14 protein-coding genes and 1 pseudogene are annotated in these 13,491 nt (G+C 42.3%); 7 read left to right on the top strand and 8 right to left on the bottom strand.

The genetic code is table 11. The annotated features are described in order from the left end of the window. The first annotated feature begins 578 nt into the window (after positions 1-578). The 4 genes from FKN05_RS04925 to FKN05_RS04910 all read left to right on the top strand — a co-directional run bounded on the left by FKN05_RS04925 (position 579) and on the right by FKN05_RS04910 (position 3,792). Positions 579-1,349 carry an ABC transporter ATP-binding protein gene (locus tag FKN05_RS04925; RefSeq protein WP_161428535.1) on the top strand — a complete coding sequence of 257 codons (771 nt, stop codon included), beginning with the start codon at positions 579-581 and terminating at the stop codon, positions 1,347-1,349. Between the two features lie 130 nt (positions 1,350-1,479). Continuing rightward, positions 1,480-2,256, top strand: coding sequence for an L-arginine-binding protein AotJ (aotJ, locus tag FKN05_RS04920; RefSeq protein ID WP_170887015.1), 777 nt, complete (start codon positions 1,480-1,482; stop codon positions 2,254-2,256). Between the two features lie 115 nt (positions 2,257-2,371). Further along, the gene (locus tag FKN05_RS04915) at positions 2,372-3,115 is read left to right on the top strand and encodes an ABC transporter permease (RefSeq protein ID WP_170887014.1); all 744 of its coding nucleotides are present in this window, start codon (positions 2,372-2,374) and stop codon (positions 3,113-3,115) included. Then, positions 3,115-3,792 (top strand): ABC transporter permease, encoded by a 678-nt coding sequence (locus FKN05_RS04910; protein WP_170887013.1) that lies wholly within the window; start codon positions 3,115-3,117, stop codon positions 3,790-3,792. Before FKN05_RS04915 ends, FKN05_RS04910 begins: the two co-directional genes overlap by 1 nt. Before the next feature lie 104 nt (positions 3,793-3,896). Here FKN05_RS04910 and xthA read toward each other — a convergent pair whose 3' ends face one another. The 5 genes from xthA to dinG all read right to left on the bottom strand — a co-directional run bounded on the left by xthA (position 3,897) and on the right by dinG (position 8,613). Beyond that, on the bottom strand, positions 3,897-4,712 hold the full coding sequence (xthA, locus tag FKN05_RS04905; protein WP_099612189.1) for an exodeoxyribonuclease III: 816 nt from the start codon (positions 4,710-4,712) through the stop codon (positions 3,897-3,899). Between the two features lie 100 nt (positions 4,713-4,812). After that, positions 4,813-4,986 carry a DUF2496 domain-containing protein gene (locus FKN05_RS04900; RefSeq protein WP_099612190.1) on the bottom strand — a complete coding sequence of 58 codons (174 nt, stop codon included), beginning with the start codon at positions 4,984-4,986 and terminating at the stop codon, positions 4,813-4,815. A gap of 13 nt (positions 4,987-4,999) precedes the next feature. Continuing rightward, positions 5,000-5,572, bottom strand: coding sequence for a primosomal replication protein PriC (gene priC, locus FKN05_RS04895; RefSeq protein ID WP_099612191.1), 573 nt, complete (start codon positions 5,570-5,572; stop codon positions 5,000-5,002). Further along, positions 5,569-6,348: a sulfite exporter TauE/SafE family protein gene (locus FKN05_RS04890; RefSeq protein ID WP_099612192.1), complete on the bottom strand. Its 780-nt coding sequence runs from the start codon at positions 6,346-6,348 to the stop codon at positions 5,569-5,571. The genes priC and FKN05_RS04890 overlap by 4 nt, the downstream gene beginning before the upstream one ends. A gap of 192 nt (positions 6,349-6,540) precedes the next feature. Then, positions 6,541-8,613 carry an ATP-dependent DNA helicase DinG gene (gene dinG / locus FKN05_RS04885; protein ID WP_524540887.1) on the bottom strand — a complete coding sequence of 691 codons (2,073 nt, stop codon included), beginning with the start codon at positions 8,611-8,613 and terminating at the stop codon, positions 6,541-6,543. Positions 8,614-9,216: 603 nt separating this feature from the next. Here dinG and FKN05_RS16755 point away from each other — a divergent pair. The 3 genes from FKN05_RS16755 (at position 9,217) to FKN05_RS04870 (ending at position 10,891) form a co-directional block, all read left to right on the top strand. After that, positions 9,217-9,615 (top strand): porin, encoded by a 399-nt coding sequence (locus FKN05_RS16755; protein WP_170887012.1) that lies wholly within the window; start codon positions 9,217-9,219, stop codon positions 9,613-9,615. Beyond that, positions 9,597-10,157 (top strand): porin, encoded by a 561-nt coding sequence (locus tag FKN05_RS16750; protein WP_346656352.1) that lies wholly within the window; start codon positions 9,597-9,599, stop codon positions 10,155-10,157. Before FKN05_RS16755 ends, FKN05_RS16750 begins: the two co-directional genes overlap by 19 nt. A 74-nt stretch (positions 10,158-10,231) precedes the next feature. Then, complete coding sequence (locus FKN05_RS04870; RefSeq protein ID WP_157928708.1) at positions 10,232-10,891, top strand: DUF2057 family protein; 660 nt, start codon at positions 10,232-10,234, stop codon at positions 10,889-10,891. A gap of 34 nt (positions 10,892-10,925) precedes the next feature. Here FKN05_RS04870 and FKN05_RS04865 read toward each other — a convergent pair whose 3' ends face one another. The 3 genes and pseudogenes from FKN05_RS04865 to lpxH all read right to left on the bottom strand — a co-directional run bounded on the left by FKN05_RS04865 (position 10,926) and on the right by lpxH (position 13,485). Next, complete coding sequence (locus FKN05_RS04865; RefSeq protein ID WP_170887010.1) at positions 10,926-11,384, bottom strand: YchJ family protein; 459 nt, start codon at positions 11,382-11,384, stop codon at positions 10,926-10,928. Between the two features lie 56 nt (positions 11,385-11,440). Then, positions 11,441-12,654, bottom strand: a pseudogene (locus FKN05_RS04860) (EAL and HDOD domain-containing protein). Between the two features lie 108 nt (positions 12,655-12,762). Then, entirely contained in the window at positions 12,763-13,485 is a 723-nt protein-coding gene (gene lpxH, locus FKN05_RS04855) for a UDP-2,3-diacylglucosamine diphosphatase (protein WP_099612197.1), read from the bottom strand. Positions 13,486-13,491 lie beyond the last annotated feature (6 nt).

Here is a 13,491-nt window from a genome sequence, read left to right as displayed (position 1 = left end):
TAGTAAATTTTTATTGAATTTTATTTAACTTGCTAACACAACAATGTATTCGTTGCATAATCATTAGTCTTATGCATTTTCTAGCGACCAACATTATGAATATAGAGCATTATTTACTCTTTTATTGGTTAGCGAGTTTAACGTGCTCATTCTATAGGGTGATTGATCTTGATCACTTTAATTATGAATATGAAATAAAACTACAGAAACATAGAAAAATCAGCCACATAGAAAGATATTTCATGAAATTTTCTTTCATATATTACAATTTGTAACTAAATAGATAACTGTCGATGATGTTTTTTGAGTGTAACAATTGTTACTTAAGAAACGCGTTGCAATATAAATTCTATGTGTGTTGTTGTTAAAGTGTTGCATATCTTGTCGTTTATTTGTGTGTTGCAAGACCAGAAATATGATCTTTAGTGGGCTTTTGTTGAATTAATATTCATGTGTAATGATTATATATTTTTATTTAGAGGGTTAATAACATGTTGCACGTGTTAGGGTTGAGTGCTAATTTGTAGAAAAATCAAGCTGGATTGCTTGACGTGAATCAATACAGGGAGTTAAAGCGCATGACCGATCTACCCGCGCTGGACATCAAAAACTTGCATAAAACATTTGCTCAAAATGAAGTGCTCAAAGGGATTTCACTACAGGCAAATAAAGGGGATGTTATTTCGATCATTGGCTCTTCCGGCTCAGGGAAAAGTACCTTCCTACGTTGTATTAATCTACTCGAAACGCCAACATCTGGTGAAATTTGGGTCAACAATGAATTGATTGAAATGAAAATGACTCGCCAAGGTGACATTAGGCCAGTGAGCGATAAACAGGTTCAGCGTATTCGTTCACGTTTAGCGATGGTTTTTCAGGGGTTTAATCTTTGGTCCCATATGACAGTGCTAGAAAATGTGATTGAAGCACCTGTGCATGTTCTCAATATTGCTAAGGATCAAGCCATCGCGAATGCTGAAGCTTTGTTAAAAAAAGTGGGGCTTTATGAACGCCGAGATTATTACCCCGGACACCTATCAGGAGGGCAGCAGCAACGAGCTGCGATTGCTCGTGCATTAGCGGTTGAACCTGAGGTTTTATTGTTTGATGAACCTACGTCTGCGCTCGACCCTGAATTAGTGGGTGAGGTCTTAGGTGTGATGAAAGATCTTGCTCAAGAGGGAAGAACCATGTTGGTTGTCACCCATGAAATGGCATTCGCTCGTGATGTTTCTAGCCATGTCATGTTTTTACACCAAGGGATCGTTGAAGAGCAAGGGGAGCCTGAAAAATTATTCATCTACCCTGAGTCAGAGCGGCTGAAGCAGTTTATTTCATCAATTTATTAGGGTCAACAAACCCTAGTTACCTACCGAGTTAATACGAGTGTCACTTCAAGTGACACGGGCATAAACACCCATCTATTTCGACGATATTTATGGATAATAAAGACAGTAAAACAATCACAGGAGTATGGATATGAAAAAGTGGTTATTAATGGCGGCAGTGGCAGCAACGGCTGTTTCTGGGCTGGCCCAAGCAAAAGAGTGGAAAGTTGTGCGCTTTGGCATCGAAGGCGCTTATCCTCCTTTTAGTTGGACAGAAGCGGATGGATCATTACGTGGTTTTGATGTGGATATGGCTAATGCTCTCTGTCAAGAAATGCAAGTGGAATGTCGCATCGTTCCACAAGATTGGGATGGCATTATCCCTTCGCTACTGGCACGGAAATATGATGCGATTATTGCTGCGATGTCGATTACCGAAGAGCGTAAAAAACGAATTGATTTTACGCACAAATATGCACTGATCCCTAATCGATTTATTGCTAAAAAAGGAGCCGAATTGGATTTTAGCCCGCAAGGTTTGAAAGACGTAAAAATAGGTGTGCAGCGAGCAACAACCCACGATAAATATTTGACCGATAACTATGGTAAGTCGATCAATATTGTACGTTATGGTTCGTTTGACGAGGCCTATCTTGACTTAGCGAATGGGCGTATTTCCGCTGTGTTAGGTGATGCGTCTGCGTTAGAAGAAGGGGTCTTGAATAAAGTGGGAGGAGAGGCTTATGAATTTGTTGGCCCTTCATTAACGGATCCACAGTGGTTTGGAGAAGGATTTGGCATTGCGGTTCGTAAACAGGATAAAGATTTAACGAAGCGACTCAATCAAGCCATTGTATCTTTACGTGAGCAAGGCATTTATCAAAAAATAGCAGCGCAGTATTTTAGCTATGATGTTTATGGTGATTGAGTGATATTGCTGGCTATCTACTACGGGAATGTTTTGGCTAGAGGCTAAGCTAGGAGGTTGGTTACTCGTTGAACACGGTATCCAACCTCCCAGGGCCTAGAAAGAGGGTTTATGCTTGCTTAATCTACAGGGATACGAAGTAGCGATTTTAAAAGGCGCGCTGCTGACGATTGAAGTGGCTTTATTATCGCTGCTATTTGCCATACTACTCGGGATGTTAGGGGCTCTGGCTAAATTGGCTCCTTTTCGCTGGGCAAGGGCCATTGCGACCCTCTATACCACCATCATTCGTGGTATCCCTGATTTAGTCCTGATGATGTTGATCTTTTTTGGGGGGCAAATTCTCCTGAATCACAGTTTATATTCGCTCAATGAATGGCTAAATAGCGGTTTGGCTTATTTTTATCCTAACCACCAATGGACTTTTTATCTCCCTGATTACATTGATGTTAGCCCATTTATTGCCGGGGTGTTAACCATCGGCTTCATATTTGGTGCTTATATGGCTGAAACGTTCCGCGGCGCGATTATGGCAGTCGATAAAGGGGAGTTAGAAGCAGCAAAAGCTTATGGAATGAGCGGATTTTTAGTGTTTCGACGAATATTGCTGCCTCAGATGATTCGTCATGCCCTGCCAGGGTTTGGCAACAATTGGTTAGTCTTATTAAAAACGACAGCCTTAGTTTCTATTATTGGATTAGAAGACATGGTTCGGGTGAGTGCGATGGCTGCCGGTTCAACCAAAATGCCTTTTACTTTTTATCTCACCGTTGCTTTGATTTTCTTATTTTTTACCAGCGTATCGACTGGTTTACTGAAATTAGTTGAACGTAAATTCAGCATGCATACGAGGTCGTGATGGATTTTTCAGTGATCGTTGCCAGTTTGCCACTTTATTTTAGTGGATTATGGATCACAACGTGGTTGGTTGGGTTAGCTCTGATCATTGGCTTAGCGGTGGCAATTCCTCTTGCGATTGCTCGTAATCATCAACACCCACTGGTTTGGATTCCGGCTTGGGGATATATCTATTTTTTCCGAGGGACACCGTTACTCGTTCAGCTGTACCTAATTTATTATGGGATGGATCAATTTTTTCCAGTGAAAGATACATGGTGGGAGCATGCATGGTTTTGTGCACTCGTTGTTTTTATCTTCAATACATCAGCCTATACCGCAGAGATTGTTCGTGGGGCGATTAACGGTTTGGATAAAGGAGAGTTAGAAGCGGCCAAGGCTTATGGAATGACACCGTGGTTAACCTATCGGCGGATTATTTTACCTAGCGCTATGCGTCGTGCTTTGCCTGCGTACAGTAACGAAGTGATTTTTATGATACACGGTAGTGCGGTAGCAGGGATCGTAACCATTATGGATTTAACGGGAGTGGCGAGATTGGTGAACTCTCGGCACTATGCGCCATTTGAATCGTTTTTAACTGCGGGGTTATTTTATATGGGGTTAACCTTCATCGTGATTGCTTGCTTTAAACAAGCGGAAAAACGTTATTTGGCTTATTTAGCACCACGGCAATAACACCTTGTGCCCTGCTTGGTCTCAGCTTTGGGCACAAGTTTAGGGTCTGTTTATTTCGAACAAAATTTAACCGCGAAAGATAAACAGACCCTAGTTATATTCGATTAATTGTTTGATGCAAACGTCGCCCAAATAGGCGCATGATCGGAAGGTTTTTCTATCGCCCTTAAAGGATAATCAATTCCCGCATCAACACATTTAGCCGCTAGGCTGGGCGTGGCTAAAATGACATCAATTCTTAGCCCGCGGTTATCATCAAACCCTCGTGAACGATAGTCAAACCAAGAAAATTGATTTTCAACGGTAGGATGCAGCTGACGAAACGTGTCTTCAAACCCCCAGTTGAGCAAGCGTGCTAACCATTCGCGTTCCTCGGGTTGGAAAGAGCACTTACCCGTTTTCAACCAGCGTTTACGGTTGGCTTCACCGATACCGATATCTAAGTCGAGAGGGCTGATGTTGATATCTCCCATCACAATAAGCTGTTCATCTGGAGTATGAGATTCGGTTAAATAATGCATTAAATCGCGGTAAAACTGACGCTTATAAGGAAACTTGGTCTCATGGGCGATATTATCTCCTTGGGGGAAATAACCATTTAATACGGTGAATGGCTTTTCTTGGTCATCCAAAAAAGTGGCCATAATCATCCGTTTTTGATGGTCATCAGTATCGGTTGGGAAACCTTTCATCACTTTGATCGGCTGATGTTTACAGAGCAGAGCAACGCCATAGTGGGCTTTTTGCCCATGAAAATAAACGTGATAACCCATAGCTTTAACATCCTCAATCGGAAAGGCCTCATCATGGACTTTGATTTCCTGTAGGCCGATGATATCGGGTTGATGTTTATCAATTATGGCTTGAAGTTGATGGAGTCTTGCTCTTAATCCATTGATATTAAAGCTAATTACTTTCATTTCTTATTCCTTTGGGCGCGTTGTTATTCACCGGCTGTATTTTTTTATGTTGTCTATAGTACGTATTTAACTGCTTGAGACAACCTGTGATGGGGTCGAGTTATGACTGAGGAGGGGACATCGATTGTGCCAACTGAGTTTCCAAATCTTGTTTAACTAGCTCAATCGCCTTAAGAGCAACCGTTAAGTCAACTTGATTCGATTCGAGTAGATAAATAAGATCAACCGCTAATTTCACTTCATCAGGGGCATCACTGAGTGGAGGATGGTTCATGGATCAAATACTCTTAGTTACGGGGATCAATAAGAAGCTGGGCTTCGATAGCCGCTTTTGCTTGCTGACAGCGGATCAATCGCTGTTTTGCAACCGTTAAGGCTTGTAATCTTGAAGTATGATAACGAGCTGGCGCATGGTCAAATTCATACTGTTTATTCAGGACTAATTGTCGCAGTCGTTGCTCCCATTCTTGGTGCTTGACGAATTGGTGCTGGAGCGCTTCCTTGGAGAGCGGATCAGTGAAATCATCACCCATTTTAAATCTCTTCGACTCAGCATATAGCGTATCTAACCCATGAGTGATGACCCGATGTAGCGCTTCTATTTGAGCAAATAAATGCTCGGTAAGGTGCGCTATCTGGTTGGTGTTGGGGGTCGACATTTTGGTTTGAGTCAAGTGCTGCAGTCTGGTTAAGTTTTGTTGTGTTTCTTGAACGCAAGCGGCAAGTTGACGACGATCTGCGTTAAATAAGTGAGGGTCAAACCAAGCTTGGCTGTCGATGTTTTCCTGTTGATCGATGATCTGAGCTTGCTGATTCCACTGCTCAAGTTGTGCCATCAGTTGAGACAAACGTTGCTTCATAGTCCAATAAACCAAGCGTCATAGGCTAACTTAACCGCTAACACACTAACAACGAACACAAAGACAGGGCGAATGAATTTCCCACCAAAGCGGATCGCTGAATGAGCACCGACAAAAGCGCCGACCATGAGACACATCCCCATGGTTAGTCCCAGTATCCAGTCGATATGACCCAAAATAGCAAAGGTTATCAATGAGGTAAAATTACTGGTAAAGTTCATGGCCTTACCTAAGCCAGAAGCAAGTAAAATATTGAGACGATATAACGCCATTGAGCTGACGGTCCAAAATGCGCCCGTTCCTGGGCCGGCTAAGCCATCATAAAATCCAAGGATAAAGCCTTGCGTATACTGTTTTCGGTGCGTTCGCGTACAGGTGTCAGGCAAATGAGTGTCGCTAGTGTGGGGTGTTTTGTGCCATATGGTATAAATAGCCGCGGCCAAGATGATCAGCGGTAAGACCTTTTGTAACCACTCGGTACTGATGGCATCCACAGCATAGGTGCCGATCACCGCACCAATAAAAGTCGCAATAAACGTTCTTTTCCAAAAACGGGGTGTAAATAGAGCTTTACGATAGTAAGTCACCGCCGCCGTAGAAGAGGCAAAGGTTGCGGCTAGCTTATTAGTGCCAAGCGCAATATGAGGTGGTAACCCTAAGGAGAGAAGTGTTGGTACGGTCAGCATTCCGCCTCCGCCAGCAACAGCATCAATAAATCCAGCGACAAAGGCAACGATCGCAAGAATAAAAAACGTGGTTGGTTCAACAAGTTCCATGAATGGTTCGGTCCTAATCATAACGGTAAAACGGATCGCAACGCATCACGGTCGCTAGCCACTTAAGTGGTTTTCAGCCTCTATGGTACTCCGATGATAGAAAGATTAACCAATCAACAGGCGAGTCACCGAGAAAATAAGCGGTAATCCTAAAAGCTAGCGGCGTATAATAGCAATATTTAATAATCAAGCCTATTCAATGCAACGTTTAAACGGTGGAAGAGAGTCGAGTAACGATTTGCCATAGCGCTTAGAGACTATCCGACGATCAAGCATCACGACTCTACCAGAGTCTTGTTCTTGACGCAGTAAACGTCCAACCGATTGAATCAATTTTTTGCTGGCTTCCGGTACACTAATTTGTAAAAACGGATTACCGCCTCGTTGCTGAATATATTCTGCATGAGCTTGCTCGACCGGTGAGCTTGGCACGGCAAAGGGGATTTTGGTAATAATTAAATTTTCTAATAATTTACCGGGCAAATCTAACCCTTCCGAAAAGCTACCTGTACCAAAAAGAATGCTGGTTTTTCCACATTGAATCAGCATCTTATGCTGGTTTAAAATCTCTTTTCTCGACTTTTCGCCTTGTCGCTGTAAAGACCAACCGTTTTTAATGCATTGAGTATGCACTTTCTCTGCGACTTCTTTCATTTGCCAGTAAGAAGCAAATAGAACTAAATTCGCTTTATTGGGTTGAATATATTCGATCACTTTCTCAGCAAGATATCCGGTATATTGCGGTGCTTGTGGTTCATACTCCATTTTGGGAATCAGCAACTCAGCTTGATTGTGATAGTCAAAAGGTGAAGCAAGTGCTAAAAATCGGACACCATCCTCATCTTTTTCACTGATCCCAGCTTGGCGACAAAAAAACTGAAATGAATTGAGTGCTCGGAGTGTTGCGGAGACGAGGACAGCGCCGACACAGCGGCTCCATATTTGTTGATCAAGTTGCCAACCGATTTCCAGCGGTGAAATATTAACGAAATAATCGTTTTCTCGTTCAGTGCTCACTTGCAGCCAGCGCGCCAGCGGAGCGCCTTTTTCTCGGTTTGGTTGCGCCATCAAGTGCCACACATGTGCAAGGTTTTCTAGTCTCTGTAAATAAAAGCCTAGCTCTGATAATGCCGGATCACCTAATCTTGCTGCTATCGTGCCATCTTTAACGGCTTCGGCAATTAAATCGGCAGTTTTGCCGACCGCTTGATTCAGTTTTTGGCTGGCTTTTTTTAGTTCTTGTGCTTGGGTTGCTAACCACTCCGGCAATTCCCCATGTTCAAAACGATAAACCCCTTCGTCAAAGGCGGAGGCTTCAAATTGATTTGGGAGTCGATTCAGAGCAGGGATCAATTGTTGTAGCGCATCTTGAGCCTCACGATGAAAGCGAGACGCACGCTTTTCGTCGCTCAAAGCGATAAATTTTGCTAACGATTGGTTGAGTTTTTCTAACCAAGTTACAGAGCCCTTCATGGCCGCAGAAGCCGCAGCATGATCGCGTGCGACCTGCGGAAGGTGGTGAGCTTCATCAAAAACATAGATGGTATTTTCTGGCTCAGGAAGAATAACGCCACCACCGAGATCGGCATCTGCCATGACCAGACTGTGATTGGCAATGATGACATCTGCTTTGTCGAGTTCTGCCCGCGCGTTTTGAAATGGGCAGTTTCGATGAGCGGTAAAACTTCCGTTACAGCTATGTTTATCACTAACAATCATATGCCAAATTGAATCACTGATAGGCGTTGGCCAAGCATCTCGATCGCCATCCCATTTCCCACTTAGTAATTGTTGATAAAGTGCTTGTAGCAGTTCAATATCCTGAATATCAGGCTTGTCAGTAAACATCGCGAGTTGGCCACCATCAACGCCACTGGCTGAGGCAAGCTTTTCGGTGCAGCAATAACGTTGGCGTCCTTTGGCTAAGAGAAAAGAAAAATTTTGGTCGGTGATCCGTCGATAAAGCGGGAGATCTTTTTGTACCAATTGCTCTTGTAGTGCAACGGTTGCGGTAGAAATGACCACTTTACGTTGGTTGAGTATCGCGACGGGAATACTGGCCATCAAATAAGAAAGTGATTTACCGATCCCTGTGCCTGCTTCTGCCACAATCATGCGTGTGGAGGGGTGATAGCGACCACAGAGGGTGTGGGTTATTTCAGCCACGAGGTAGTTCTGTGCCCGGCGTGGAATAAAGTTATCTAACTGACTTTGTAAATTGTGATAACTCGTACGGATGGATTGTTGGATTTTTGTTGTGAGCATAGCGAGACCTAAACAGCAGAGCCGCGATAGTAACATAATTTGTGACGACAGCCAGTTGCTGTTCATTGATCTTCACTCGGCTACGTGCCTTTACCTGTTAAACACTTTTACCGGTTAAACGATGGCGGGATAACTGACTTTCGATCCCCAGTTGCTCAAAATAGTATGCTTTTGAATCAATTCTAGATCTTGCTCACAAAAAAAAACTGAACCTTTATGCGCATGCCATTAAAGTGATATCCATCGAATATAAATTCTTAATTTTGTTTTAAAACAGAAATTATATTCTACATCAATGTCTTATTTTTAATAGTATTGGTGTTTAATATTAAAATGTTAATTTTGTTTACATTTATTAATCATGACCTTTTTGGTTAGAAGTTGCTCGAAAGAAAGTGAAATTTATATGTAAGTTTTTGTTTATTAAGTTTTTGTGTTGTTTTTATAAATATTTTTTTGCACATTTGACATGTAGCATATTCTTTTGCAATCTTAAGTGCGAATTTAGTGGCGATGGTAACTAGCCGCAGAGCTAGCCAACCATCATCTAAAACAAAGGGAACCGAAATGGAATTCCCATCTAAGAAAAGGCAGTGGATTAATATGAAAAAGACTCTAGTAGCACTACTGGTTGCTTCAGCAGCAACATCAGTCAATGCAGCAGAAGTATTTAAAGCGGATGACGTATCCGTTGATTTTTATGGTCAACTTCGTCAAAGCGTTAAGTTTACTGATGAAAGCAATACTGATGCAAAAATTGATCAAGGTTCTTCACGTGTTGGTGTTAACGTTGTCTACAACGCAGTTGAAGAAGGCTTAGATGTCATTGGTAAAGTAGAATATCGTGTCGATGAAAACTGGGAACTTCGTCAGCATTATATTGGCATGAGTACAGAATACGGCGTGATGACCTATGGTAAACATTCACCGCTTTATGATGATGTTTATGGCGCAATTTACGCTTATGAATATGACTTGGCACCATATCTCGTGGTGGGCTAGATAACAATTTCTGGCAAAGCAGTGCGATCAAATACCAATTGGAACTTGGTAAAAGCTGGGTAAAAGCTCAGTACAACCTAGCTGAGAATAACGAGAATGCTGAGTTGTTCGAACTGTACGTTGGTAGTTCTTATGATGCTCTTTCTTTACACATTGGTGGTGCATCAATGTCTGATAAAACAGCCGGTGATATCGACTCAACTTATTTTGAAGCCACGGCGGAATATGCGCTGACTGATAAAGGCGTGGTTGGTATTACTTACGCATACAATAAAGATAAAAATAAAGTCAACAGCACAAAAGAGGAATCTGATGGTTTCCACCTTGGTGCAAAATACAAAGTGGCGAGCAAAACGTCAGTGTACGGCGGTGCTCAGTTTATCAATGGTAAAAAAGAAGCAGCTGACATCACTAACTTATACCTAGGTGCAGAGTATATGTTTGCTAAGTGGGCACGTACTTACGTTGAATACAACTTCAATGATACTGACGGTCAAGATGATGTTAACAATCTTGCTATCGGTGCTCGTGTATACTGGTAATCTAGCGATTTATCGTTAAAGATAAGCTCGGCGCTGCCGAGCTTTTTTTATGGGAGATGGATGAGGTGGAGGTCATGATGAAACATATCATAAAGGGATTATTGGTCGGAGTCGTTCTCACGGCAACAGTACAAGCTAAAGTGCAACTGACGGTACCAGAGGAGATCAGTTTAGCGGTGGTAAATTTAGAAAAACCGCAGATGAAAGGCAGTTTTCTAAGCAGTCACAAAACGGTTGAGCTGCCGGATGGGGTCAATCAAATCGCGTTTCGCTATGCAAAACCTTTTGTAAATCGCGATACGGTGGATAATGTGTATAGTGATTTGGTGGTGCTACGTTTTAATGCGACTGATCAAACCTTAACTTTTCAAATGCCCAACTATCGTAACGCCCAGCAAGCCAAGAAAGAGATCGCTCATTTTGAATGGCAGTTGATTGACCTTGATAATCAAAAACCGGTTGAGCAGGTGAGTGACGTTGTTCCTCTTAGCGGTTTTGTACTTGGACAAAATTTTGTTGATGATATTGTGACATACAATAAACAAGCGGGAAAAGCAGCCATTACGATGAGCTATTTAACCATCGATAACTCATTAGAGAAGCCTTCAGTAAACTCCCATAACCCCGCTCCCGCTTCCTCCGATGCGTTATTAGATGATCTGCAAGCTCTCTATTTAAAAGCGGATAAAGAACAACGCAAAGCCTTCCGTAAGTGGATGATCGATCAAGAATAATCATTCTGCTCTTGGCGAGTTAGCGATGGATGATTTAGCCGCAACATTTTTTAAATTTCTTACCGCTACCACAGCGACAAGGATCGTTGCGGCCAATTTTATTTTGTTGAGGAAATGTACCATCAATATAGAACCATTGATGGTTGTCGCGCACAAAGCGAGATTGTTCTTCAAGACAGTATGTCTGTTGTCCTGCACGATAAAAAGCTTTGAAATGCACAAAGCCTTCATGTTCGTCGCGTCCTGGCCAAGTCTTTAGAATCTCTAACTTTTGCCACTGGCTATTCATTGAATCTTCAAGCTCCTTGCGCTGTTGATCAGCCAGACACGATGGGTGGTAAGTATTAATAATAAAATCAATGAGTCCCAATACATGGGCACTATATCGAGCTCGCATTAGCTGCTCTGGTTTGTGTGCTTGAGCGGGCTCACTATGAATAGGCTGGCAACAATCGTCATATTCTTTATCGCTGCCACAGTAACAAGTTGTCATAGCTGTCATCCAATAAAAAAAGAGTTAGCGAGTGTAAGTGGATGTTGTGATGGCGTCTAGGGGGTAATATTTAATAAATCCGCAGTCCAGCTGATCGCTTCGTCATAACTATAAGCGACATCGGACTCCGTCAGCTTGAGCTGCTTGGTCAGTTGAGCAACCTGAGACCATTCGGCTTTTTCATGCGCTTTGGCGAGTTTGAGAAGTTGTCCTAGTAGCCCATCGCCGTTTAATAATGCTTGCTTAACCGTATCTTCGATGGGCATGTCGTTAATGATCTCGTCAAGCGGTTGATCGAGTAGGCTGTCCAATAATGAGAACATCCCGGTTAAAAACGCATTGCCTGACGTCTGTGTTCCGTTGATTTTTTGATAAAGTTGCTCACAATACCGAGCGCGTTGAATAGATAAACCATATAACGAATCAGGTTTATCTCGATGAGTCGATGCGATCGCTACCAAAGAGATAAAACGACGTAATCGTTCTTCCCCTAGGTAGACTAATGCTTGTTTAAACGATTGTATTTTTGTGCTGACCAGGGCAGAGGCGTTGACAAAGGTGAGTAATTTATAAGAAAGCGTAAGATCTTTTGCCACCAGCTGTTCTAACACCTGATAATCAATCTCTTCTTTTGCTATTTCTTTGCATAATTGAATAATGGTTATAAAAGAAGGTTCTAGTGCTTTACGCTGGATTAATTCAGGTTTACTAAAAAAATAACCTTGAAAATAAACGAATCCGGCTTGCTTTGCTTGTTCAAACTCCTCATACGTTTCTACTTTTTCAGCGAGAAATTGAATATGAGAACGCGGAGTTTGTGCATGAAAAGTCGCGCTTTTTCTATCGGGAACAGGCGAATATCGAATTTAATGATGGAAACATAAGGAAGGAAAGCTTGCCAAGCTCGGTTTGGAATAAAATCATCAAGGGCAATTTTATAACCAAGTTGGGATAATTGTTTTATCGCATCAAGTAACGCTTCCGTTGGTGGGCAGTCTTCAAGGATTTCAACCACCAAATTGTCACATGGAAACAGGGTTGGAACAAGGTTGAGTAGGCTTTGATAAGGAAAATTAACAAATCCCAAATAGGGCCCTAATACATTGTAATGCGTCGACCAGCAGTGATCGGAAAGTAGTCGACTGGTAGCAAGTTCAGGGTCAATATCGGGGAAGCGATTTTGTGGACCATCTCTGAACAATAATTCGTAGCCGATCGTTTTTTTATCGCGATCTAAAATAGGTTGCCGTGCAATGTAGGAGTTTTTCATAAACCCGCTCTTCTTGGAGTGATTGTTATTCTTAACACCATGCATGTACCACTATGAATGATTTTTAAGCCGATTGCTGTGAGTACATTCAAAGAAAGTTTAGCGCATTTATTCGAATGGTCGCGACTCCAATGCATACCCTTGTGGAGCATAACGCAAGATCGAGCCTTGACTGTACCAATCACCGAGTACAATACGTGTTTTATGGCCTAGCTGAGGCAAATGATGGATGGCAGGGCGGTGCGTGTGTCCATGAATCATGATATCGACATGATGATGATTAAGTACCTGAATCACTTCGCTGGGGGTTACATCCATTATTTCCATCGCTTTTTGTTGCTTATCGTGACGGATATCTGACTGAACGCGTTGCACAATACGTTTTTTAATCGCATAAGGTAAACGATTAAATACCCATTGTAGCCAAGGTTTATGAACTTTTTCACGAAATGCTAAATAACGCACATCTTCAGTACACAGGGTATCACCATGCAGTATCACAACAGGAGTACCATAAAGGTGGATGACGGTTTCTTGAGCTAATAAAACAATACCGGTTTCCTTCGCAAAACGCTGACCAATAAGAAAATCTCGATTGCCATGAACAAAAAAACAAGCGACTCCGGCGGCAGTGAGTTGCTGAAATTCCGCTTTGATCTGTTGGGCAAAAGGCGTCGGGTCATCATCACCAATCCAAAAATCAAACAAATCTCCGAGGACATAAAGTGCGTCGGCATCTCGAGCTTCAGTGCGCATAAAATGAGTAAAGCATTGAGTGATATCAGGACGAGCCGGTGACAGGTGAAGATCTGAAATAAATAAAGTATGCATAAAAAT

The organism is Vibrio sp. 1-1(7) (genome assembly GCF_013048485.1).
In the GTDB taxonomy this organism is placed as follows: domain Bacteria; phylum Pseudomonadota; class Gammaproteobacteria; order Enterobacterales; family Vibrionaceae; genus Vibrio; species Vibrio fujianensis.
Note: the sequence above shows the minus strand (reverse complement) of the source record. Positions and strands in the feature narration are given on the sequence as shown.